The sequence below is a fragment of the Paenibacillus sp. genome (genome assembly GCF_035645235.1).
GTDB lineage: Bacteria > Bacillota > Bacilli > Paenibacillales > YIM-B00363 > Paenibacillus_AE.
In genome coordinates this window covers 1-22,866 of sequence record NZ_DASQMZ010000084.1, presented here as the reverse complement: position 1 = coordinate 22,866, position 22,866 = coordinate 1, and the positions used below count along the sequence as shown (strand labels likewise).

The following is a 22,866-nucleotide window of genomic DNA, read 5'->3' as shown; positions in this document are numbered from 1 at the left end:
GAACCATGCCGGCTGCGTCGACTAGACGCGCCGCTGCGTCAGTAGCCCCATGCGCGCGCGAGCGTTATTCGCAAGAGCGAAGGCGGTTGGCCTTCGGAATCCGGGTGGTACCACGGGCGATTCGAACGAATCTCTCGTCCCTGACGACGCTTTGTCGTCGTCGGGGGCGGGAGTTTTTTTATTTTCAGAAAGAGGGTCGAAACCATGTCGTTCCAAAAGCCGAAAGGCACGCAGGACTTATTGCCCGGCGCGGTCGAGCGGTGGCAGTTCGTCGAAGCGAAGGCGAGAGAGGTGTGCCGCAGATTCCTGTATCGGGAAATCCGCACGCCGATTTTCGAATCGACGGAGCTGTTCCAGCGAGGCGTCGGCGAGACGACGGACGTCGTCGAGAAGGAGATGTACACGTTCGAGGACAAGGGCGAGCGCAGCATGACGCTCCGTCCCGAGGGCACGGCTGGCGTCGTACGGGCCTATGTGGAGAACAAGCTGTACGGGGAGCCGGATATTACGAAGCTGTACTACATCGGGCCGATGTTTCGGTACGAGCAGCCGCAGGCGGGCCGATACCGGCAATTCCACCAGTTCGGCATCGAGGCGTTCGGCTCCGACGATCCGAGCCTCGACGCCGAGGTGATCGCGCTCGGGAACCAGTTCTACAAAGACATAGGTCTCTCGGGTTTTACGCTCGAAATCAACTCGGTCGGCACGCCGGCGACGCGCGCGGCGTTCCGCGAGAAGCTGCTCGCGTTCCTCGAGCCGATGCGAGGGGACCTGTGCAAGGATTGCCGCTCGCGCATGGACCGCAATCCGCTGCGCGTGCTCGACTGCAAGGTCGACCAAGCGAAGTTCGAGGGAGCGCCGTCGCTGCTCGACAACCTCGACGAGGAGAGCGCGGCGCACTTCGAGAAGGTGAAGGCGCATCTCGACGCGATGGGCATCGCGTATACGATCAATCCGCGGCTCGTGCGCGGCCTGGATTACTACACGCACACGGCGTTCGAGTTTAAGGCCGCGGGCATCGGCTCGATCGATACGATCGGCGGCGGCGGCCGGTACAACGGCCTCGTGTCCGACATCGGCGGACCGGAACAGACGGGCGTCGGCTTCGGGCTCGGCCTCGAGCGGGTGCTGCTCGTGCTCGAGAAGCAGGGCGCGGCATTGCCGGCGCCGACGGCGCCGGACGTGTACTTCGTCGCGCTCGGCGAGGCGGCGGAGGCGCGCATCGTCGCGCTGCTGAACGAGGCGCGCGCGCGCGGCATCGTCGCCGAGAAGGATTACGGCGGGCGCAAGATGAAGGCGCAGCTGAAATCCGCCGATCGTCTCGCCGCCAAATACGCGGCGATTCTCGGAGACGACGAGCTCGCGCGGGGCGAGATCGTATTGAAATCGCTCGCGGACGGCGAGCAGCGGACGGTCGCGTTGGCCGACTTATGGGGAAGTTTGGCGTAAACATTTTCTAGGAGAAGAAGGGGTCGATGGGGATGATGTTGCGGACGCATCAATGCGGAACGTTAACGAAGGCGAACGTCGGAGAGACGGTCGTGCTGAACGGATGGGTACAACGGAGACGGGATCTCGGGGGCGTATTGTTTATCGACCTGCGGGACCGGAGCGGCCTGATGCAGATCGTGTTCAATCCGGCGTTCTCGGGCGCGGCGCTCGAGACGGCGGACCGGTGCCGGAACGAGTACGTCATCGCGGCGAAGGGGAAGGTCGTGGAGCGCGATCCGTCGACGTATAACCCGAACCTGCCGACGGGCGAGATCGAGGTGCAGGTGACGGAGATCGAAGTGTTCAACGGGGCGAAGACGCCGCCGTTCTTTATCGAGGACGGCGTGGAGGTCGACGAGTCGGTGCGGCTGAAGTACCGGTACCTCGACCTGCGGCGTCCGGAGATGCAGCGCACGCTCATGCTCCGTTCGAAGGCGGCGAAGGTGTTCCGCGACTTCCTGGACGGCCATGATTTCGTCGAGGTCGAGACGCCGATTTTGACGAAGAGCACGCCGGAGGGCGCTCGCGACTACTTGGTGCCGAGCCGGGTGCATCCGGGCGAGTTTTTCGCGCTGCCGCAGTCGCCGCAAATCTTCAAGCAGCTGCTGATGGTCGGCGGCATGGAGCGGTATTACCAGATCGCGCGCTGCTTCCGCGACGAGGATTTGCGGGCGGACCGCCAGCCGGAGTTCACGCAGGTCGACATCGAGACGTCGTTCCTGTCGCAGGACCAGCTGCTGACGATGATGGAGGCGCTGACGGCGAAGCTGTTCAAGGAGACGATCGGCTACGACGTGCCGACGCCGTTCCAGCGGCTGCCGTACGCGGAAGCGATGGGCAAGTACGGCTCGGATAAGCCGGATTTGCGGTTCGGGCTGGAATTGGTCGACGTGTCCGACGTCGTGTCGTCGTCCGGCGTGAAGGTGTTCGCGTCGGTCGTGGCGGGCGGCGGCATCGTGAAGGCGATCAACGCGAAGGGCTGCGCGAACTGGAGCCGCAAGGAGCTCGACGACCTGACGCCGTTCGCGGCGCGCTACGGCGGCAAAGGGCTCGCGTACATCGTCGTGAAGGACGGCGAGTGGAAGGGGCCGATCGTGAAGTTTTTGTCGCCTGAGGAGATTGCGGCGTTGACCGAGCGTCTCGGCGCGGAGGAAGGCGACGTGCTGCTGTTCAGCGCGGACAAAGCGAAGGTCGTGCACGACGTCCTCGGCAACCTGCGCTTGAAGCTCGGCCGCGACCTCGGGCTCATTAACGAGAAAGAATACCGCTTCGCGTGGGTCGTCGACTTCCCGCTGCTCGGCTGGGACGAGGAGGCGAAGCGCTGGGTGGCGGAGCACCATCCGTTCACGCGGCCGCGCGACGAAGACGTGGCGCTGTTCGACACCGACCCGGGCGCGATTCGCGCGCAGGCGTACGATCTGGTGCTGAACGGGTACGAGGTCGCGGGCGGCTCGATGCGAATTTACAAGCGCGAGGTACAGGAGAAGATGTTCGCGGCGCTCGGCATGTCGATGGAGGAGGCGCGCGAGAAGTTCGGCTTCTTCCTCGAGGCGTTCGATTACGGTACCCCGCCGCACGGCGGCATGGCGTTCGGTTTCGACCGCTTGGTGATGCTTTTGACAGGCCGGACGAACCTGCGGGAGACGATCGCGTTCCCGAAGACGGCGAGCGCGACGGATCTGTTGTCGGGCGCGCCGTCCGAGGTCGACGACGGACAGCTGAAGCAGCTGTCGATCCGCGTGGCGCTGCCCGCGAAGCCGGAGCCGGTGAAGCAGTAATACGACATACGCGACGAGCGTACGGTAACGGTGCATCCGCAGGTTTGCGTTTCGAAGGTAATCCTTTCGGGCGCGGCCTTCGGGTGCATTGTTTGCAAAGGGAGGAGGCTTTAGCGACATGTTGAATCAATTTTCCCGCACGGAGCTCGCGGTCGGGCCGGAGGGCATCGAGGCGCTGCGGAACAGCACGGTGGCGGTGCTCGGCATCGGCGGCGTCGGCTCGATCGCGGCGGAGGCGCTCGCGCGCACGGGCGTCGGCCGGATCATTCTGATCGATAAAGACGTCGTCGACATTACGAACATCAATCGGCAGGTGCACGCGCTGACGACGACGGTCGGGCAGCCGAAGGCGGAGCTGATGAAGGACCGGATCAAGCTCATTAATCCGGACTGCGACGCGATCGCGTTACGTATGTTTTACACGGAAGAGACGTACGAGCAGCTGTTCGAATATCCGCTCGATTACGTAATGGACGCATCGGACACGATCGTGTACAAGGTGCATCTGATGCTGCAGTGCAAAGCGCGCGGCATTCCGATCATTTCGAGCATGGGCGCGGCGAACAAGATGGATCCGACGAAATTCCAGGTCGTCGACATCTCGAAGACGCATACGGACCCGCTCGCGCGCGTCGTGCGGCGCAAGCTGCGGGAGGCGGGCGTGACGAAGGGCGTGAAGGTCGTCTTCTCGACCGAGACGCCGAAGAAGCCGCGCGCCGACGTGACGCAGCGCATCGTGCCGGAGAACGCGCCGGAGATCCGCAAGGCGCAGCAGCCGCCGGCGAGCAACGCGTTCGTGCCGCCGGTCGCCGGGCTGATCATGGTGAGCGTCATCGTGAAGGAGCTGCTGCAGAAGCACGGCATCGAGGTGTAGTGGGGCTTTAGTTGATGGCGCCTGTCCGTTCCGCGGACAGGCGTTATTTTTTTCTTATTGTGCTTCGGTTTCACCGGGAAACGGGTCGTCGCCAAGGACGGCGTCATCCGTTTTTCATTGTGCGGGGCTGCGGCGTTGTGGTCCAGATACTGCCTGGCTGCTGCGGCGTTGTATCGCTGCGTTGGAAAGAAGCGGGGGGAGGGCGAGGCAGTGCGTCCAAGCGAGGAAAGACCGGCGGGGGGTTGAGGGGGTGAATCGGAGGCGAGGCGAGAATGAGGCAAAAAGTGCGCAGTTTCGCAAAATGGAGGCGGAATGTGCCTCGTTATGTTATAAAGTCCTGCTTCTAAGATACATACGCTCGATCCCCAAAAACTCGTCTCCGGACGTTTTTTCTTGGGACTCGACGGAACTTTCCCGCCCGCTTCGCCGTCTATCCGTTGTAACCTATTGAATAGGAAGGGAAGTCCGATCAACGAATGCATAAAAAAACGAACCATATCGCCGCAGCAGCGCTTGCCGCTTGCCTGACCGCCGCGCTCGCCGCGTCCGCTGCGCCGCAAGGCGCGTCTGCGGCGAAGGCCGGCGCGGCCGCCGTACAGGTAACGCTGAATGAAATTCCGGCGGAGCTCAAGCACGCCCCGTTGCTCGAGAACGGATCGGTGCTGTTGCCGCTGCGGGAAGTCGGCGCGCTCCTCGGCACCCGCACGACGTGGATGGCGGAAGGCAAGCGCATCGTCGTCGTTCTGCCAACGGCGCATATCGAGATGAAGCTAGGGAGCCGGGAGGCGACGGTGAACGGGAAGCCGTATCGAATGCCGGCAGCTCCGAAGAATGTATCCGGCACCGTGTTCGTGCCGGTCCGGTTCGTCAGCGAAGCGCTCGGCGCGAACGTCGCTTGGACGGCAAAGGACCGGCGGGTCGATCTAACCGTCGATTCGTCTTATTTATTTGGGGAAAAGGGCGACTCCGCGTATTGGGTGTCGCGCGCGACGGGCGAGGTCTATGTCTCGAAGCGCAACGAACCAGCGAAGCTCGTGAGCGGGGTTCGTATCGTAATGAAGGGGTATGGTGGGGGGCTCCTTATCGAGCCGCTCGTCTCCGGCGCCGACCTGTTGACCGTGACGGACAGCTACGGGGAGCCGAGCCTCAACGACGCCATTCATCGGGCAATCGTCGCGGACGGCGCCTGCGTTTTGACTTCGTATGTACGTTATTGGGGGCATCATCCGATCCGCACCATCGATTCGACCCGGAACGGCAACGCGTTATTGATGGACGGGTCGACGCTGATCGAAGCGGACGCGGCCGGGGCGGTCGTCGCGAGGCACGATCTCGCGGCGCTGACGGGCTATGAGGACGATGCGTTCCAGGTGGAATGGTATGACGACGACGTCATGGTCGTTCGGCCGCATCGAACGGGGTGGCTGACGGCGATCGACCGGGAGACGAACGAGGCGATACGATTGGCGGATGCGCTGCTCCCCGAAGAGCAAATAGCGGTGTATCGCGAGATGCACACGAACGACTTGGAATTTGGGAATTGGGACGGGCTTCGCGTCGTCGGCCGTGAAGGTGATCGATTATCACTCAAGCATTGGTGGTTCCTCGGCAACGCGGAGGTCGATGTTACGTACGTTTTGCAGTAAAGGCTAAGGGGATGCGGACGCGGCCGGGTCGTCGTGGCGATGAAATAATCCTAGGCGTTCCGAATGGAATATGTCGCCGCGGATTTCCGTACGCCAAACGTGTAGAAGAACGTCGAAGCCGGGGATGCATGTTGTTTTCGACCACGCCCCGGAAAAACCAAAACAACCTCCTCGTTCCCGGCGGAACAAGGAGGTTGCTTGCATTGCGAAGCGAAGTCATGTCTGGGGCGTTGCATTGCTCTTGTTCCGTCACCGAGTGGCTTTCTTGACGGAAGTCCATCAGATTTGGGACACAGGGAGCGCGCCGACGAACTGCTCGTAATTGTTAACCGTTAATACATTCGGTCCCCCACGAACAAAATTTCCGCGATCACCCGTAGCCGCTAATGGTGTGACGGCGGACAGATGGAATTTATAGACCTTCGTTCTCCAATCGGAATCGGGGGCGAGAAATTCGTACATTGGAAGTGCCGAGTCTCCGTTCAATTCGGCGGCTGCGGCCGGAAGCGGGGGGAGGACGGAGCCGATCAGAACGGATAAGGCGATCGATAGGGCGGAAGGATTATTATACAAAATCGCCAAACGCTCATTCAATAGAGATAGAGTTTATACAAACGTATGATGATCCGCCTATCGAATGACTTCGCCGAAAGTTTTTCTTATAATGGGGGAGGGAGTTGAGACATGCCGATGGACTTATTTACATACCGGGCGGAATCGGGTTCGGCGCCGGGGAGGCAGCCGCTCGCCGAACGGATGCGCGCGCGTACCGTCGAAGAATATATCGGGCAAGAGCACATCGTGGGCCCGGGGAAGCTGCTCCGCCGCGCGATCGAAGCGGATCAGGTGTCGTCCATTATTTTGTTCGGGCCGCCGGGGACGGGGAAGACGACGCTCGCGACGGTCATCGCGAACCGGACCGACGGCGAGTTCGTCCGGCTGAACGCGGTCGACGCGTCGGTCAAGGACGTGCGCGAGACGATCGAGCGCGCGAAGGAAACGCGCTCGCTGTACGACCGCAAGACGATTTTATTCCTCGACGAGGTGCATCGCTTCAAGACGTCGCAGCAGGACGCGCTGCTTCCGGCGGTGGAAGCGGGCACGATTATTTTCATCGGCGCGACGACGGAAAATCCGTTCCACTCGATCAACGGGGCGCTCCTGTCGCGCTCGACGTTGTTCCGGCTCGAGAAGCTGACGCCGGCGCATGCGCTCGAGGCGATGCGCCGGGCGCTCGCCGACCGCGAGCGCGGGCTCGGCGCGCTGCCGATCCGCGCCGACGACGACGCGCTCGCGCATATCGCGGCGGTCGCCGGCGGCGACCTGCGGCGCGCGCTGAACGCGCTCGAGCTGTCGGCGCTGACGACGCCGCCGGGCGCGGACGGCGCCATCCATGTAACGCTCGCTGCCGCGGAGGAGTCGATCCGGCAGCCGACGGTGGCCGCGGACGAGTCGACGCAATACGACGTGCTGTCGGCGTTCCACAAGAGCGTGCGAGGCTCCTCCGACGCGGCGCTGTTCTGGTTTTTATACGCGGTCGAGAAGCTCGGCATGGACCCGATGGTGTTTCTGCGCCGGCTCATCGTCGCCTGCAGCGAGGATATCGGGCTCGCGAATCCGCAGGCGATGACGCAGGCGGTGTCCGCGATGGACGCGTACCACAAGATCGGCTGGCCGGAGGCGCGGTACAACATCGCGCAGGCGATTTTGTTCGCGGTCGAGAGCCCGAAGTCGAACTCGATCGGCCTTGCGATGGAGCGCGTATACGGCGCGTTCGAGCGGCTGGGCGCGGCGGAGGTGCCGTTGCATCTTCGCGACGGCCATTACAAAGGCTCGCAGCAGTTCGGGCATGTCGGGTACAAGTACCCGCACGACTTCCCGGGACATTACGTCGAGCAGCAATATTTGCCGGATCCGATCAAGGAGTCCTTGATATTCGTCGCGTCGACGCAAGGAACGGAAGCGAAGATGCGGGAAAATCAGCTGCGGCGGCGCGGGCGAGGGAAGAGCGAGTAAGCGTGGAGCTGCTGACGGCTCCGGGCGAGGTGCTGCTCCTGCTGTCGGCGAAGCAGAAGGAAGCGGCGGAGGGATAAGTATTTTTAGAAAATGAGACCGGCTGGCTGCCGCAACAACGGCGCTAGCCGTTTTTTTATTTCGCCGGCTTCTTCGGCTCGTGCACCGGCTGCTCCACGGGCCGCGGCACGCCGTCGAGCCGGAGCCACGTGTCGAAGGCGCGGCGGTTTTGATGCAGCCGAACGACGCGCGCGCCTCGCTTATGTTCGGCGTCGTGCGGATATGTATTGTAGCCGGTCGCTTTGCCGTAGCAGAGCCGTATGCCGAACAGCTCGCCCCAGTAGTCGTTCTTATGGTCATGGCCGACGAAGGTGCCTATGATTTCGTTGCGCTCTAATAGGGCTGCGAAGAAGCCGGTGTTGAGATTCGGGCAATGATTTTTTTCGCCCCGTTCGCCGTAGCAGGTCCGCTCTTTCCATACTTGCTTGTATTCGGGGAGGGGGATGTGGAAGAAGGCGAGCCCCGGCGCCGGCGCGCCGCCGCGCGCGCGCTGCGCGGCGGACGCGCGGACATACCAATCGATTTGATCCCGCCTAATCCAGCCGTATCCCTTCGTCGTCTCCGTCCCGTAGTCGTGCGAGTCCAAAAAGTACAACGAAGCGCCGAGCGCGGATCCGTCCGCCCGATAGACGGAAAGCACGAAGTTGCCGACGCCGGAGACGTCGTCCGGGCCCGGTTCGGACAGGCAATGCGGGAGCGACCGCTGAAGCGCCATCAGCTCTTCGCGCGTGACGCCCTTCTCGGTGTCGTTGTTGCCGAAGACGGCCGCCCAGGGAATGCCTCGCTCGACGGGCGGGGAAACGGCGTCCCGGAAAGCTTGGATCGGCTTTTCGCTCCGTCCGCTTTGTACGATGTCGCCGGTGTAAACGACAAGGTCGGGCTTCTCCGCGTCGAGCACCGCCTCCATCAGCGCGAGGCTCTTCCGGTCCTTCGCTCCCCCGTCCTGCCAATGCACATCGGTAAACTGCACGATCGTGAACGTACCGTCCGGTCGGAAGGAGAGGCTCCGCATCCGTATGTAACCCCTTTCAAAGGATGAAATAAGAGCCCGGCATCGGGCCGTCCGGTGCCGGGAATGATAGCGTACCTTATTTGCCGAGCCGCAGCGATTCCCATAGATAATAAGTCGCGTACGTGCGCCACGGCGTCCAAGCTGCGCCGAGCGCGTCGACGTCGGCGGCGGACGGCTGCGCGTCGAGGCCGTAGACGTTGCGCACGGCGTTGCGCAGGCCGATGTCGGCGGCGGGCAGCAGGTCGGGACGGCCGTAGGCGAAGATAAGCAGGCACTCGACCGTCCAGCGGCCGATGCCTCGCTGCTTCGTCAGCTCGGCGACGGCCTCCTCGTCGCTCATCCGCTCGATGCGGGCGAAGTCGATGCGCCCGTCGACGATCGCGCGCGCCGCGTCGATGACGTATTCGGCTTTGCGCTGCGAGAAGGAGAGCGGCCGGAGCGCTTCGTAGGAGAGCCGCGCGACGGCTTCCGCATCCGGGAACGCGATCAGCGGCGCGCCCTCGTGCTCGAGCTCCTCCCCGGCGAGGACGGCCAGCCGTGCGATCAGCGTGCCGGCGAACGAGAGATTCAGCTGTTGCGTGATGATCGTCTTGACGAGACATTCGAACGGGTCCGGGTCGAGCAGCAGCTTCGAGCCGCGCAGCGCCGCGAACAGCGGCTCGAACCGCGCGTCGCCGGCGAAGTCGCGGTAGAACGCTGCCAGATCGACGTTCGCGCCGATCATATGCGCCGTCGCCCGGACCGCGGCGGCGACGTCTTCCGGCGCCGTGCCGGCCGGCAGCTCCGCTTCCGCGGTCGGCGCCTCGACGTCCCCGCCGAACCGGACGGCGACCGGCACGGCGCGGCCTCCCCCGACGCGGATGGCGCGGACGAAGCGGAGCCGCTCCGGCTCGAGCCGGACGAGGCGGGCGCGGTTGCCGACTTGCTCGTAGCGCTCGAACAGCAGCCTGGCGTTAAACGGCGGCGCGACCGGGATCGAAACGAAGATCGGCCCGCGTTCCGTCACGGCGTCCGCAGCCCCGCGCCCATCAACAGCGACTCGCCGCTCTCTTTCAGGACGCGGTCGATCGTGCCGCCGCCGAGGCAGACGTCGCCGTCGTAAAACACGACCGCCTGGCCTGGCGTAATCGCCTTCTGCGGCGCGTCGAACTCGACGACGCACGTATCGGCGCCCGTCATCGTGACGCGCACCCCTTGGTCCGGCTGCCGATAACGGAACTTGGCGCCGCATGCGAACGTCCCGTCCGCCGGCGGACGGCCCGCGATCCAGCTGACGCCGGTCGCTTCGAGCCGATGCGAATACAGCCGCGGGTCGCCTTCGCCCTGCACGACGTACAAAATATTGCGTTCGAGATCCTTATCGGCGACGAACCAAGGCTCGCCCGTGCCGCTGCCGCCGATGCCGAGCCCGTGCCGCTGCCCGAGCGTGTAATACATGAGCCCGTCGTGCCGCCCCTTCACCTCGCCGTCGAACGTGCGGATGTCGCCGCCGCGCGCCGGCAAGTAGCCGCTTAGGAATTCCTTAAAGTTTTTCTCCCCGATGAAGCAGACGCCCGTGCTGTCCTTCTTCTTCGCGGTGGCGAGACCCGCCTCCTCCGCGATGGCGCGAATTTCGGGCTTCGTATAGCCGCCGATCGGGAACATCGCCCGCGACAGCTGCCGCTGATTGAGCGCGTTGAGGAAATACGTCTGATCCTTGTTCCGGTCGACGCCGCGCAGCAGCTTGTACGTCGCTTCGCCGTCCGCCGACTCCTCGCGGATCACCCTCGCGTAATGGCCCGTCGCGACGTAATCGGCGCCGAGCTCGAGCGCTTTCGCCAGAAACTCGCCGAACTTGATTTCGCGGTTGCACATGACGTCCGGATTCGGCGTCCGGCCGGCCCGGTATTCGTCTAAGAAATATTGAAATACTTTCTCGTAGTATTCCTTTTCGAAATTAACGGTGTAGGAAGGGATGCCGATTTGCGCGCAAACGCGACGTACGTCCTCGGCGTCCTCCTCGGCGGTGCACACGCCGAATTCGTCGGTGTCGTCCCAGTTTTTCATGAAGAAGCCGACGACGTCGTAGCCTTGCCGCTTAAGCAGCAGCGCGGTGACGGAGCTGTCGACGCCGCCGGACATGCCGACGACGACGCGCGTCTCGGATGGAGCTTTATGGATCATGGAGGACATCCATGTTCACCTCGTTTTCGCTAGGCTGGAATTGAAGATATTGTACCATACCGGCTTTGAAAAGGAACAATCCGCACTGTCGCGAACTTGCGCTCTTGTTCGATGGAAATCAAAAAGCTTCGACAATTTTATGAAAACGTAAAGGTTTTCCTTACCAAACCTCGCTTCATGTGATAACATAGAAACGTCATCGGCTTAGTTTGAATATCGAACTTTCCGTCAATTCTATTGAACGAAGCGTTTGTTTCGCGCGAATAATCGGGGGGAACCCTTTTGAAAATATCGACGAAAGGCCGCTACGGTCTTACGATTATGATGGAACTGGCGGTGCGCTACGGCGAGGGGCCGACCTCGCTGAAGTCGATCGCCGAGAAGCACGGCTTGTCCGAGCATTATTTGGAGCAGCTGATCGCGCCGCTGCGCAACGCCGGCCTCGTGAAGAGCGTCCGCGGCGCGTACGGCGGTTACGTGTTATCCGCGGAACCGGACACCGTGACGGCGGGGGCGGTCATCCGCCTGCTGGAAGGGCCGATTTCCCCGGTGGATTTCACGGAGGAGGACGACCCGGCGAAGCGGGACCTCTGGATCCGCATTCGCGACGCGATCGCGGCCGTGCTCGATTCGACGACGCTGGCGTCGCTGGTCTCTTATAAAGACGAGGGACAAGCGGCGGGCAACTATATGTTTTATATTTAAACGAACGAAGAGGACCTGAACGCCATGTCCATGCAGGAACCGATCTATCTCGACCACGCGGCGACGACGCCGCTGCGCCCCGAAGCGCTTGAAGCGATGCTCCCGTATTTTTCGGGCGTGTTCGGCAACCCGTCCAGCGTGCACCGGTTCGGCCGAGACGCCAAGGCGGCGCTCGAGGCGGCCCGCGACGCGCTCGCGGCGCGGCTCGGGTGCAGCGCGTCCGAGCTCGTCTTTACGAGCGGCGGGACGGAAAGCGATAACCTGGCGCTGCTGGGGGCGGCGCTGGCCGCTCCCGAAGGACGCCGCAAGGTCGTCACGACGGCGGTCGAGCACCACGCGGTGCTGCATGCGGCGGAGGAGCTGGAGCGGCTCGGCTTCGAGGTCGTCTATTTGCCTGTGGACGCGACGGGCCGCGTGGACGTCGACGCGGCGCGCGCCGCGATCGACGAGCGCGCGGCGGTCGTTTCCGTCATGTTCGGCAACAACGAGGTCGGCACGCTGCAGCCGATCGAAGCGATCGGCGCGATGTGCCGCGAGCGCGGCGTCCCGTTTCACGTCGACGCCGTACAAGCGCTGGGCCATGCGCGGATCGATTTGTCGCGTCTGCCGGTCGATCTCATGAGCTTCTCCGCGCATAAGGTGGGAGGGCCGAAGGGCGTCGGCCTTCTGTACGCGAGGCGCCGCGTGAAGCTGCATGCGCGGTCGTTCGGCGGCTCGCAGGAGCGCAGCCGTCGCCCCGGCACCGAAAACGTCGCCGGCGCGGTCGGCTTCGCGGCGGCGGCGGGGCTCGCGTGCGACGCCCTCGAGGCGCGGACGGCCGAGCTGGCGTCGCTGCGCGAGGCGATGCTCGCCGTCTTCGCGCGCGAGCTGGCGCCGGACGCGTTCGTCGTCAACGGCCATCCGACGGAGCGGCTGCCGCATGTGCTGAACGTCAGCTTCCCGGGCGCGAGCACCGAATCGGTGCTGATGAACCTCGACCTTGAAGGAATCGCCGCGGCCAGCGGCTCCGCCTGCTCGTCCGGCTCGCTGCGTCCGTCGCACGTGCTGCTCGCGATGGGCTTGCCGGAGGAGCGGGTTCGTTCGGCCGTTCGATTCAGCTTCGGCGAAGGCAATTGTCTCAAATCTGTAACATTTGCCGCCGAAAAAGTCGCAACGATCGTGCGACGTCTCACGTATAAGTGATGCAAAGGCGAACGCCCCAAGCGGGCGACCCTTCATTTTCCAACGAAATCTCCTTACGGACGATTAATTCTATGCCCCGTTGGGAATAAATAGATTTATAATTTTCTGGCAGAAGGTGGTATCCATATGATGCGTTGTCCGAATTGCAATTCGAAAGATATCGGGAAGATCGGTTCCCATCAATTTTACTGTTGGGGCTGTTTCATTGAATTGACGGTGAACGGCGAGAAGATGTCCGTCTATCAAGTGGAAGAGGACGGCACGCTCAGCTCGCTCGACGATTTGTTTTTCCCGGAAGAAGAGATGCCCGAAGTTCACGCGAACTGACGGCTTCGGTTTCGCCTCCCCGGACAAGCCCTGCGCTTGCGCCGCGGGAGGTTTTTTTTCGTCTTGTCCTACATATACTGTTACCCAAATGCGATTTCGGACAAGACAGGGGGCATCGGCGATGGAACAGTGGTTTCGGAGCAAATGGTTCGCGGGGCTCGTCTACGCGCTGCTCTCGCTCGGCGTCATCTATATGTTGATGTTGATCGGCCCGGTGTTCGCGGGGCTGTTCGCGTTCTTGAAGGCGGTGCTGGTGCCGTTCATCGTCGCGTTGATCTTATCGTATGTGCTCAATCCGATCGTTGGCGCGCTGCATCATCGGAAGGTGCCGCGGACGGTGGCGGTGCTGCTTATCTATGCCGTTTTCGTTTTGGCGGTGATGGTCGTGCTCATGAACGTCATCCCGATGTTCGTGACGCAGCTGACGGAATTGAACGAGCATTTACCGGAATTCACGATGCGCGCGCAGAGCTTGATCATCGATCTGAATCGAAACGACTTCCTGCCGGAGAGCGTGCGGATGGGCATCAACAACGCTTTGTACGAAGCGGAGCAGCAGCTCGCGGAATGGACGTCCCGCGCGATCGGACGGCTCGGCTCGACCGTGGGCGCCATGTTCGCGGCGTTCCTCGTGCCGTTCCTGGCGTTTTATATGTTGAAGGATTTCCAGGTCATCGAGAAAACGGTACTGACGCTCGTTCCCGAGAAGCATAAACGGAGCACGGTGCGGCTCGTAAGCGATATCGACAAGGCGCTGGGCAACTACATTCGCGGACAGTTTATCGTCTGCGTCATCATCGGCGTCTTCGCGTACATCGGGTATTGGCTTATCGGCGTCCCGTATCCGCTCCTGCTCGCGGCAATCGTCGGCTTGTTCAACATTATCCCGTACGTCGGGCCGTTCTTCGGCGCCGCGCCCGCGATCGTCGTCGCTTCCACCGTTTCTCTGAAAATGGTCCTGCTCGTCATCGCCGTCAACTTCGCCTGCCAAATCCTCGAGGGGAACGTCGTATCGCCCCAGGTCGTCGGCCGTTCGCTGCACATGCACCCGATGCTTATCATCTTCGCGCTGCTCGTGGGCGGCGAACTCGGCGGCATCGTCGGGCTGATCCTGGCCGTGCCGCTGTTCGCGGTCGCCAAGGTCGTCTTCCATCACGTGTACTTGTATTACAAGCACCGGCGGCCGGTGACGTAGTGCGGGGAGGGGGCGACACGGATAACCGAGGCCGCGGATGTCGCCGCTGCTCACGTTGCTATACGTCGCTGCCGCTCTTGTGCGTTACCGCTTGCTCGCGCTGCCTTTCGTCGCCGCTGCACACGTTGCTATACGTCGCTGCCGCTCTTGTGCGTCACCGCTTCCGCCGAGTTCGCATGTCTCCGCCGGACGCAAAAACCCCCGAGGCCGGAGCGGCTTCGGGGGTCTTTGCGAGGTTTGCATCATTTGGCTTCGAAACAGGGATAATGAAAATCATTATCAAAGGGATGATTTAAATATACTGTGCCGATTTCGCTTTGTCAAGCGGTCGCGGTCACGATATAATGGAAGCATATTACATGCGCGTGAAGCACACGCCGTTCGTCCCTCTGGGGTCGGGCGGCGTCTTTTTTGTTTCGCGCATCCGAGAGGAGAGCGGCAGGGCGTGGATAGCGGGTTCGAGCAAGCGCACAAAGCATGGCTGGATTATCATCTTAACGCGCGGAAGGGAGAGAGGTTGAGGCGGTTGGAGTCGGGTCACGGCTACTTAGAGAAAGAGTTTCTCGAGAAGGTTTGGTGGCCGGCGTTCGGTACATTGGACGATTTACATCCCCAGTACGAGGTACCGGATTACAACGACGGCAAAAGATATCTCGATCAGGCGTATAAACCGAAAAGCATTCGGCTCGGATTGGAGGCGGATGGGTTCTTTCCGCATATCCGAAATATCGATCGATGGGATCATGCGGACAATGTGCTGCGGGATCTGCACTTATTCGCGGATGCTTGGACGATGCTGCATTTTTCGGCGGATGTCATTAAATATCGTTCCCGGCAGGCGCAGCAGCTGCTGCGTCAAATCGTCTGGGCTCGGGAAGGGAGAGGGGCATGGGGCGCGGCATCATTAGAGGCGAGAGAGCTGCTTAGAATCGTTAGGAAGAACGATGGAACGATCGGTCTAAAGGAAGCAATCGAGCTCTTGGGCAAAAGCCCCAATACGGTGCGAAAATCGTTTCGAGAATTATTGGACCGGAAGCTGCTTCGCCCGACTATGCCAGGCGCGAAGAGGATTCGAGGGTATGAGATGACCCAAGCGGGCAGGGATATCATCTTGTGAATTCGGGCCGTAGTGCGCTGGGAAAAGAGCATGAAAAGGACGGACGGGCGATAAGCGTAAAATTTGAACATATGTCGTGGATAAGCGCAAAAATTGAGCATACGGGAGGCGCGGTGAGGGAAGTGCGGCGAGGAGAAGGCAGCGGCGGTCGGCTCGAGAGGAGGGGAACGGGGCGATAAGCGCAAAATTTGAACATATGTCGTGGATAAGCGCAAAAATTGAGCATACGGGAGGCGCGGTGAGGGAAGTGCGGCGAGGAGAAGGAAGCGGCGTGCGGCTCGAAGCAGGGGGGAAGCGGGACCGGCTTTCCTCGACACGAATTGACTTCCCCCGTAGCTTGGCGATATAATTACCGCAAAGCAGGGATGAAATCGAGTACGCCGCCTCACCGCTGAGCAGAGAATAGGCTTCAGGCGCCGAAAGCAAGCCGTCGCATTCGACGGACTTCGGCGATACTGGCTGCGAGAGCCTACCGTATCGGTGAACGGCCGAACGCTAATTTCGGAGCGCGAACGAACTTCGCCGGCGGAGAACCGTTATCTTCTCATGCGAGGGTTTCCATGTCGATCGGCGCGCGCGCGGCGACGGCGGGATAAACCAGGGTGGTACCGCGATAACGAACATTATCGTCCCTGAGACATCAGGGGCGATTTTTTGTTGCAATCCTATTCCTATGGAGGCTGAATCCACGTCATGAAAGCAAGCGAAATTCGAAGCAAATGGCTGCAGTTTTTCGAAAGCAAGGGACACCGAATCGAGCCGAGCGCCCCGCTCGTGCCGCATAACGATCCGTCGCTCCTGTGGATCAACGCAGGCATGGCGCCGCTGAAGGCTTACTTCGACGGCCGGGTCGTGCCCGAAAACCCGCGCATCGCGAACGCGCAGAAATGCATCCGCACGAACGACATCGAGAACGTCGGCAAGACGCGCCGCCATCATACGTTCTTCGAGATGCTCGGCAACTTTTCGATCGGCGACTACTTTAAAGAAGAGACGATTCTGTGGGCGTGGGAGTTCCTGACGTCGCCGGAGTGGATCGGCTTCGACAAAGACCGTCTTTCCGTGACGATTCACCCGGAGGACGACGAGGCGTTCGCCATTTGGAACGAGAAGGTCGGCATCCCGGCCGAGCGCATTTACAAGCTTACCGATAACTTCTGGGATATCGGCGAAGGTCCGTGCGGCCCGTGCACCGAGATTTTCTACGATCGCGGCGAGAAGTACGGCGACCTGTCCGATCCGGAATGCGTGCCGGGCGGCGAGAACGAGCGCTTCCTCGAGGTATGGAATCTCGTCTTCTCGCAGTTCAACCATAATAAAGACGGCTCCTACACGCCGCTTCCGAACAAAAACATCGATACGGGAGCGGGCCTCGAGCGGTTCGCGTCCATCCTTCAAGACGTCGACTCCAACTTTGACACGGACCTCTTCATGCCGATCATCGAAGCGACGTGCGAAATCGCCGGCGTGAAATACAAAGAAAATCCGGACGTCGACGTCGCGCTGAAGGTCATCGCCGATCACGTCCGAACGGTCGCCTTCTCCGTCGGCGACGGCGTGCTGCCGGGCAACGAGGGCCGCGGCTACGTCATCCGCCGCTTGCTGCGCCGCGCGGTGCGGTACGGCAAGGCGACGCTCGGCGTCGAGAAGCCGTTCATGTACCGGCTGACGAAGGTCGTCGGCGACGTGATGGGCATGTACTACACGGAGGTCGTCGAGAAGCGCGAGTTCATCGAGCGCGTCATCCGCATGGAAGAAGAGCGGTTCCACGAGACGCTGAACGATGGTCTCGCCATCCTCACGCAGCTCGTCGAGCAGGCGAAGCAGGTCGGCCGCGGCACGCTCGACGGCGCGGAAGCGTTCAAGCTGTACGACACGTACGGCTTCCCGCTCGACCTGACCGAGGATTTCGCGGCGGAGCAGGGCCTCGGCGTCGACCGGGAAGGCTTCGACGCGGCGATGGAGGAGCAGCGCACGCGCGCCCGGGCGGCGCGGCAGGAAGCCGGCAGCATGAAGGTGCAGGGCGGCGCGCTCGCCGACTTCACGGTTAAAAGCGAGTTTGTTGGATATAATGACTTGGTAACGAATGCTAAAGTCATCGCGATCGTCCACGGGGACGAACTGATCGATATGGCCGGCGCAGGCGAGAAAGTGGCCGTCCTGCTCGATCGGACGCCGTTCTACGCCGAGAGCGGCGGTCAAGTAAGCGACAAGGGCACGCTGTCGAACAAGGACGTCGCCGCCCGCGTCGAGGAGGTATCGAAGGCGCCGCACGGCCAACATGTGCATCTCGTCACGGTCGAGCGCGGCGTGCTGCGCAAGGGAGACGAGCTGACGGCGGCGGTGTCGAGCGCGGAGCGGGAAGACACGATCAAAAACCATACCGCGACGCATCTCCTTCATAAGGCGCTCAAGGAAGTGCTCGGCGAGCACGTCAATCAGGCGGGCTCCCTCGTGCAGCCGGATCGGCTCCGGTTCGACTTCTCGCATATCGCGGCCGTCACGCCGGAAGAGCTCGCGGTCATCGAGCGCAAAGTGAACGAGCAGATTTGGAAAGGCACGGCGCTCGTCATCGAGCAAAAGCCGATCGCCGAAGCGAAAGCGATGGGCGCGATGGCGCTGTTCGGCGAAAAATACGGCGACATCGTGCGCGTCGTGCAGGTCGGCGATTACAGCGTCGAGCTGTGCGGAGGCTGCCACGTTCAGAGCACGTCGCAGATCGGTCTGTTCAAGATCGTCAGCGAGAGCGGCATCGGCTCCGGCATCCGCCGCATCGAGGCCGTCACGGGCAAGGGGGCGTATTTGTTCCTCGACAGTCAAATCCAGCTCCTCCAAGGCAGCGCGGCGCTGCTCAAGTCGAGCCCGGCGGAGCTGCCGCGGCGCATCGAAGCGCTGCAAGGCCAGCTGCGCGACGCGCAGAAGGAAATCGACGCGCTCCGCGGCAAGATCGGCTCGCTCGAGGCGGGAAGCCTCGAGAGCCAAGTGAAGCAGGTCGGCGACATCCCGCTGCTCGCGGCCGAAATCAAAGGCGCGGACATGGACACGCTCCGCGGCATCGCCGATACGATCAAGGCGAAGCTTGGCACCGTAGCGGTGCTGCTCGGAGCGGCGAACGACGGCAAGGTGAATTTGGTGGCGGCGGTCACCCCCGATTTGGTGAAGCGCGGCGTATCCGCCGGCGCGATTGTGAAGGAAGCGGCCTCGATTTGCGGCGGCGGTGGCGGCGGGCGTCCGGATCTGGCGCAAGCCGGCGGCAAGGACGCGTCCAAGCTGTCCGAAGCGCTCGCGTCGGCGGAGCGGCTGCTCGCAAAACAATTGCAATCGTAGACTGGTGGAAAAAGGATTTCTGCCCTGCGCACAGAATATAATAAACGAATATAAACGCAAACGGGGGTGCCGCTATGAATTCCATGGACAAAACGATGAAGTACGAACGCCAGCCCGAGACGCAAGAAGCGTCGGCGCAAGACGTGCTCCTCGCCGTTTACGACGCTCTGCAGGAGAAGGGGTACAACCCGATCAACCAAATCGTCGGGTATTTATTGTCCGGCGATCCGGCGTATATCCCTCGGCACGACAACGCAAGAAGTTTGATTCGAAAACGGGAACGCGACGAGCTGATCGAGGAGCTCGTTCGCTTTTACGTCGGTCGCCATCGCTGAGATGCGGCTCATGGGCATCGATTACGGCGAACGCCAAATCGGCGTCGCCGTCAGCGACGAACTGTTCCTCACCGCGCAGGGCGTCACGACGCTGCGCAACTCGGGAGACGTGCGGGTGCTGAACGATATCGCGAAGCTGGCGACCGAATACGGCGTGACCGAGCTCGTCGTCGGGCTGCCGAAAAACATGAACGGCACGATCGGGCCGAAGGGCGAGCTCGCGGAATCGTTCGCGAAGGAGCTCGGCGCGGTGACGGGCTTGCCGGTTCGGCTGTGGGACGAACGGCTGACGACGATGGCCGCGAATCGGACGCTGCTCGAGGCGGACGTCAGCCGCAAGAAGCGGAAAGCGGTCGTCGATAAGATGGCGGCTATGCTGATCTTACAGAATTATATGGATTCGAAAAATCGCTGAAGAGGTGAAGGGAATGGCGGATCACACGCACGAGCACGGCGAGGTCGAGGCGCTCGAGCCGGAAATTATTTATATTCCGGACGAAGAAGGCAACGAAGAAGAATTCGAGGTCATCATGAAGTTCGAGGTCGACGGCTCCGACCATAAGTACATGATGGTCGTTCCGGTCGAAGGCGGCGAGGAAGATACCGACGAGGTGTACGCCTTCCGTTACGAGGAAGACGGCGATGAGTTGAAGTTGTACACGATCGACGACGAGGAAGAGTGGAACCTGGTCGAAGAGACGTTCAATACGCTGCTTGAGGAAATGGAAGGCGCGGAATCCTAGGAGGCAACCATGTCCGAATATACGATCGCGAACGCGGTGCGCACGAATCGGCTGCGCGAGGCGTACGGCGATGAAATCGTCCTCTCGGAGGACGGCGAAGATCAAGAAGGCGCGCATAAAATCGTCATGGAATTCGATGTGGCCGGCCGCTCGTACGTCGTGTTGCGCCCGGAAGAGGCGGGAGACGGCGAGGAGCTGTCGGTGTTCCGCGTGACGCCGGCCGCGGACGGCGAATACGACATCGAGACGATCGAGGACGACGAGGAATGGGAAGACGTAACGGAGCTCGTGGACGAGATGACGGTATCGTTTTCGAAAGAATAAAGAGAGGAACAACGAGCGGCGGGATCGTCGCTCTTTTTCCTGTTTTCGGGGGGACGCAAAGAACGTATGTGGAAGATGCTGAAATGGCTGCTCCTGCTCGTCGTCGTAGCCATCGGCGCCGCCGCGGGCGGCTTGTATTACGTCTTGGAGCAGTTAAAGCCCGCCGAAGCGGCGGAGGAGGTGGAGTTCACGATTCCGCCGGGCACGTCGTCCGCGGGCATCGCGAACATCTTGGAGGAGCACGGACTCATCCGCGACGCACTCATTTTCTCTTACTATTTGAAGTATAAGGACCTCGGCACCGGCTTTCAGGCGGGGACGTACGCGATGGCGCCGGGGATCGAAATCGGCGAAATCATCGCGCGGCTGAACGCGGGGGATACGGTGGAGGAGGAGACGATCCGGGTCACGATTCCGGAAGGCTACACCGTGCGGCAGGCGGTCGCCGCGCTCGTCGCCGCGGGGTTTTCCGAGGAAGCGCTGCTCGAAGTGCTGAACGACCCGGCGCAGTTCGCGCTCGATTCGTCCGGCGAACAGCCGATGCGGGCGGCGCAAATCCCGGAGAACGATCAATATCGGTTCCCGATGGAAGGATACCTCTTCCCGGAAACGTACGAATTTCCGAAAGACGTGACCGCTTACGATGCGCTGCGGCGCATGGCGCAGGAGCTGGACCGCAAGCTCGGGACGCTGCCGGAGGGATGGGAGGCGCAGCTCGAGAAGAACGGCGTCACCTTCCACGAGATGATGACGATCGCCTCGCTCGTCGAACGGGAAGTCGTCGTCGACGCCGAACGCGCGTTGGTCGCGGGGGTCATTTATAATCGGCTCCGGCGGGACATGCCGCTGCAGATCGACGCGACGGTGCAATATTTGTTCGACGAACAGAAGGACCGGTTGTACGAAAAGGATTTGCGCGTAGAAAGTCCCTATAATACGTATTTGAACGCAGGACTGCCGCCGGGACCGATCGCGAGCCCCGGGCTCGCCTCGATCGAAGCGGCGTTGTACCCCGAGCCGTCCGAGTATTTCTTTTACGTCACGAAGAAGGACGGGACGGGCGAGCACTTTTTCGGAAAAACCTACGAAGAGCACTTGCAAAACATAAAGAAGAGCAACGCCAACCAATAGCGTTAGGGAACTCGGGATACCGGGAACGTCGCGAAGATAAGCAAGGCCGGGCGCCTTGCTTATTTCTTTACGATTTTTCCACATTTTTTTGCCGTTGGAAGGGTTTTCACGTAAGGGTGTCGAATATAGTCGATCAAAGACGGAGGTACTTTCCTTCGGCATTCTCTCGAGAGGGTGGACAATGATGAAACGCAGGCCGTTCACGCTATCATGGGCAACCAAGCGGAAGACGCAAGGGCCGGAAGGCCTACCAAAGCAAGAGCGGATGGAAATTCGCATCAACCCGGCCCGGTCGATCGGCGTGCAGCTCTTTCTTTATTTTTTCCTCGTCATCGTCGTGGCGGTCTCGAGCGTCGGGTATTTGTCCTATAATCAATCCCGCCTTCTGATCGAGACGCAAGTGCTCGAAGCGAAGCGACTAACCGCGGTGCAAGCAGCGGAGAAGCTGAGCCTCGTGTTGCAGCAATACGAGGACGCTTCGCTCGAAATTATGCTGCTTCCGGAAATTTCGGAACTATCCACGCAGTTTCGGTTATACCCGGAAGACATCATGGGTCAGCTGGAAATCCGACGCGAGTTGGAGCAACGGCTGAATACTTATACGTTTTCGGATAATACGATCGCTTCCCTGCACTTGCTTTCGATGGACGAACTGTTGCCGACGTTGTCCGTCGGCGTCTCGATTCCGGGGAACAATTCGTCGGAGCTCCCTTGGTTTCAAAAGGCCATCGACAACGACGGCAAGGGACTGTGGGTGCCGACGAGCGCGAAGGGACCGTCGGGCGCCCAACCGGCTCCCTCGTTCGGTTATGCGCGCGTGATTAAGGATCAGGGATCGTTCTCTTTGATTTATATGTATATCATGGAACTTCGGGAAGAGCGGCTGCAGGAAGTCATGGTCGACGCGCTCGGCAAGGGCAGCCGCATGCTGCTGCTCGACGAGAACGGCGTCGTGATTTCGTCCGCGAATAAGGAAGAGATCGGCACGCCGTATCCGGTTTCGTTCGAAGGCGACGACGGCTCCGATCGGGTGACGCTCGGGGGGCAAGAGCTGTTGATCGCGCATAGCCGCTTGGCCGGCGGCTGGCGGCTCGTCGGCGAGCAGCCGTTCGCGCCGCTCGTCGCCGGCACGAATACGATCCGGGACGTGACGGTGTCCATGCTGTTCGGCGGCGTCGTCGCCGCCATCGTCATCGGCTGGATGATCGCGCGCCGCATCGGCGCGCCGATGCGCCGCTTGAGCGCGCTCATGAAGCGGGCCGAGGACGGAGATTTGTCCGTCCAATCGACGTTCTCGAAACGCCGGGACGAAATCGGCACGCTCGCGACGGGCTTCAACGAGATGCTGCGGAACATTCGGGCCCTCGTCGAGGAGTCCCACCAGTCGGTGCGCGAGGTGATGAATACGGCCGGCGAGCTCGGCGAGGCGTCCCGGCGCACGGC

The 22,866-nt window shown here is 61.5% G+C and carries 20 protein-coding genes; 17 read left to right on the top strand and 3 right to left on the bottom strand.

The features are described 5' to 3' along the window. Nucleotides 1-204: 204 nt before the first annotated feature. The 5 genes from hisS (at nucleotide 205) to VEZ38_RS07955 (ending at nucleotide 7,805) form a co-directional block, all read left to right on the top strand. The gene (hisS, locus tag VEZ38_RS07975; protein ID WP_324892816.1) at nucleotides 205-1,449 is read left to right on the top strand and encodes a histidine--tRNA ligase; all 1,245 of its coding nucleotides are present in this window, start codon (nucleotides 205-207) and stop codon (nucleotides 1,447-1,449) included. 32 nt (nucleotides 1,450-1,481) lie between these two features. Further along, complete coding sequence (aspS, locus tag VEZ38_RS07970) at nucleotides 1,482-3,269, top strand: aspartate--tRNA ligase (protein WP_324892828.1); 1,788 nt, start codon at nucleotides 1,482-1,484, stop codon at nucleotides 3,267-3,269. Between the two features lie 118 nt (nucleotides 3,270-3,387). Then, nucleotides 3,388-4,143: a tRNA threonylcarbamoyladenosine dehydratase gene (locus VEZ38_RS07965; RefSeq protein ID WP_324892815.1), complete on the top strand. Its 756-nt coding sequence runs from the start codon at nucleotides 3,388-3,390 to the stop codon at nucleotides 4,141-4,143. A gap of 476 nt (nucleotides 4,144-4,619) precedes the next feature. Further along, nucleotides 4,620-5,789, top strand: coding sequence for a copper amine oxidase N-terminal domain-containing protein (locus tag VEZ38_RS07960; protein ID WP_324892814.1), 1,170 nt, complete (start codon nucleotides 4,620-4,622; stop codon nucleotides 5,787-5,789). Between the two features lie 690 nt (nucleotides 5,790-6,479). Further along, a complete protein-coding gene (locus VEZ38_RS07955; RefSeq protein WP_324892827.1) occupies nucleotides 6,480-7,805 on the top strand; it encodes a replication-associated recombination protein A in 1,326 nt (441 codons plus the stop codon). Nucleotides 7,806-7,938: 133 nt separating this feature from the next. Here VEZ38_RS07955 and VEZ38_RS07950 read toward each other — a convergent pair whose 3' ends face one another. The 3 genes from VEZ38_RS07950 to mnmA form a co-directional block, all read right to left on the bottom strand. Further along, on the bottom strand, nucleotides 7,939-8,874 hold the full coding sequence (locus VEZ38_RS07950) for a metallophosphoesterase family protein (RefSeq protein WP_324892813.1): 936 nt from the start codon (nucleotides 8,872-8,874) through the stop codon (nucleotides 7,939-7,941). Nucleotides 8,875-8,950: 76 nt separating this feature from the next. Beyond that, complete coding sequence (locus VEZ38_RS07945; protein ID WP_324892812.1) at nucleotides 8,951-9,880, bottom strand: DNA-3-methyladenine glycosylase; 930 nt, start codon at nucleotides 9,878-9,880, stop codon at nucleotides 8,951-8,953. Further along, nucleotides 9,877-11,037, bottom strand: coding sequence for a tRNA 2-thiouridine(34) synthase MnmA (gene mnmA, locus VEZ38_RS07940; protein WP_324892826.1), 1,161 nt, complete (start codon nucleotides 11,035-11,037; stop codon nucleotides 9,877-9,879). Before mnmA ends, VEZ38_RS07945 begins: the two co-directional genes overlap by 4 nt. Before the next feature lie 282 nt (nucleotides 11,038-11,319). Between mnmA and cymR the strand changes: the two genes are divergently transcribed. The 12 genes from cymR to VEZ38_RS07880 form a co-directional block, all read left to right on the top strand. Next, nucleotides 11,320-11,742 (top strand): cysteine metabolism transcriptional regulator CymR, encoded by a 423-nt coding sequence (cymR, locus tag VEZ38_RS07935; RefSeq protein WP_324892811.1) that lies wholly within the window; start codon nucleotides 11,320-11,322, stop codon nucleotides 11,740-11,742. A 30-nt stretch (nucleotides 11,743-11,772) separates the two neighbouring features. After that, nucleotides 11,773-12,924 carry a cysteine desulfurase family protein gene (locus tag VEZ38_RS07930; RefSeq protein WP_324892825.1) on the top strand — a complete coding sequence of 384 codons (1,152 nt, stop codon included), beginning with the start codon at nucleotides 11,773-11,775 and terminating at the stop codon, nucleotides 12,922-12,924. A 126-nt stretch (nucleotides 12,925-13,050) separates the two neighbouring features. Continuing rightward, nucleotides 13,051-13,251, top strand: coding sequence for a hypothetical protein (locus VEZ38_RS07925; protein ID WP_138192911.1), 201 nt, complete (start codon nucleotides 13,051-13,053; stop codon nucleotides 13,249-13,251). Nucleotides 13,252-13,372: 121 nt separating this feature from the next. After that, entirely contained in the window at nucleotides 13,373-14,446 is a 1,074-nt protein-coding gene (locus VEZ38_RS07920) for an AI-2E family transporter (protein ID WP_324892810.1), read from the top strand. Nucleotides 14,447-14,891: 445 nt separating this feature from the next. Further along, complete coding sequence (locus tag VEZ38_RS07915; RefSeq protein ID WP_324892809.1) at nucleotides 14,892-15,563, top strand: DNA-binding response regulator; 672 nt, start codon at nucleotides 14,892-14,894, stop codon at nucleotides 15,561-15,563. Nucleotides 15,564-16,256: 693 nt separating this feature from the next. Then, a complete protein-coding gene (gene alaS, locus VEZ38_RS07910) occupies nucleotides 16,257-18,890 on the top strand; it encodes an alanine--tRNA ligase (RefSeq protein WP_324892808.1) in 2,634 nt (877 codons plus the stop codon). Between the two features lie 74 nt (nucleotides 18,891-18,964). Further along, a complete protein-coding gene (locus tag VEZ38_RS07905; RefSeq protein WP_324892807.1) occupies nucleotides 18,965-19,225 on the top strand; it encodes an IreB family regulatory phosphoprotein in 261 nt (86 codons plus the stop codon). A gap of 1 nt (nucleotide 19,226) precedes the next feature. Further along, entirely contained in the window at nucleotides 19,227-19,640 is a 414-nt protein-coding gene (ruvX, locus tag VEZ38_RS07900) for a Holliday junction resolvase RuvX (RefSeq protein ID WP_324892806.1), read from the top strand. Between the two features lie 13 nt (nucleotides 19,641-19,653). Then, the gene (locus tag VEZ38_RS07895; protein ID WP_324892805.1) at nucleotides 19,654-19,968 is read left to right on the top strand and encodes a DUF1292 domain-containing protein; all 315 of its coding nucleotides are present in this window, start codon (nucleotides 19,654-19,656) and stop codon (nucleotides 19,966-19,968) included. Between the two features lie 9 nt (nucleotides 19,969-19,977). Continuing rightward, a complete protein-coding gene (locus VEZ38_RS07890) occupies nucleotides 19,978-20,292 on the top strand; it encodes a DUF1292 domain-containing protein (RefSeq protein WP_324892804.1) in 315 nt (104 codons plus the stop codon). Nucleotides 20,293-20,358: 66 nt separating this feature from the next. Further along, on the top strand, nucleotides 20,359-21,423 hold the full coding sequence (mltG, locus tag VEZ38_RS07885; protein WP_324892803.1) for an endolytic transglycosylase MltG: 1,065 nt from the start codon (nucleotides 20,359-20,361) through the stop codon (nucleotides 21,421-21,423). A gap of 181 nt (nucleotides 21,424-21,604) precedes the next feature. Then, on the top strand, nucleotides 21,605-22,866 hold a 1,262-nt coding region (locus VEZ38_RS07880), incomplete at its 3' end, for a methyl-accepting chemotaxis protein (protein WP_324892802.1).

Excerpts from the sequence above, each read along its gene's own strand:
- hisS (WP_324892816.1), top strand. The coding sequence starts at position 205 with ATGTCGTTCCAAAAGCCGAAAGGCACGCAGGACTTATTGCCCGGCGCG.
- aspS (WP_324892828.1), top strand. The coding sequence starts at position 1,482 with ATGATGTTGCGGACGCATCAATGCGGAACGTTAACGAAGGCGAACGTC.
- VEZ38_RS07965 (WP_324892815.1), top strand. The coding sequence starts at position 3,388 with ATGTTGAATCAATTTTCCCGCACGGAGCTCGCGGTCGGGCCGGAGGGC.
- VEZ38_RS07960 (WP_324892814.1), top strand. The coding sequence starts at position 4,620 with ATGCATAAAAAAACGAACCATATCGCCGCAGCAGCGCTTGCCGCTTGC.
- VEZ38_RS07955 (WP_324892827.1), top strand. The coding sequence starts at position 6,480 with ATGGACTTATTTACATACCGGGCGGAATCGGGTTCGGCGCCGGGGAGG.
- VEZ38_RS07950 (WP_324892813.1), bottom strand. The coding sequence starts at position 8,874 with ATGCGGAGCCTCTCCTTCCGACCGGACGGTACGTTCACGATCGTGCAG.
- mnmA (WP_324892826.1), bottom strand. The coding sequence starts at position 11,037 with ATGATCCATAAAGCTCCATCCGAGACGCGCGTCGTCGTCGGCATGTCC.
- VEZ38_RS07930 (WP_324892825.1), top strand. The coding sequence starts at position 11,773 with ATGCAGGAACCGATCTATCTCGACCACGCGGCGACGACGCCGCTGCGC.
- VEZ38_RS07925 (WP_138192911.1), top strand. The coding sequence starts at position 13,051 with ATGATGCGTTGTCCGAATTGCAATTCGAAAGATATCGGGAAGATCGGT.
- VEZ38_RS07920 (WP_324892810.1), top strand. The coding sequence starts at position 13,373 with ATGGAACAGTGGTTTCGGAGCAAATGGTTCGCGGGGCTCGTCTACGCG.
- alaS (WP_324892808.1), top strand. The coding sequence starts at position 16,257 with ATGAAAGCAAGCGAAATTCGAAGCAAATGGCTGCAGTTTTTCGAAAGC.
- VEZ38_RS07905 (WP_324892807.1), top strand. The coding sequence starts at position 18,965 with ATGAATTCCATGGACAAAACGATGAAGTACGAACGCCAGCCCGAGACG.
- ruvX (WP_324892806.1), top strand. The coding sequence starts at position 19,227 with ATGCGGCTCATGGGCATCGATTACGGCGAACGCCAAATCGGCGTCGCC.
- VEZ38_RS07895 (WP_324892805.1), top strand. The coding sequence starts at position 19,654 with ATGGCGGATCACACGCACGAGCACGGCGAGGTCGAGGCGCTCGAGCCG.
- VEZ38_RS07890 (WP_324892804.1), top strand. The coding sequence starts at position 19,978 with ATGTCCGAATATACGATCGCGAACGCGGTGCGCACGAATCGGCTGCGC.
- mltG (WP_324892803.1), top strand. The coding sequence starts at position 20,359 with ATGTGGAAGATGCTGAAATGGCTGCTCCTGCTCGTCGTCGTAGCCATC.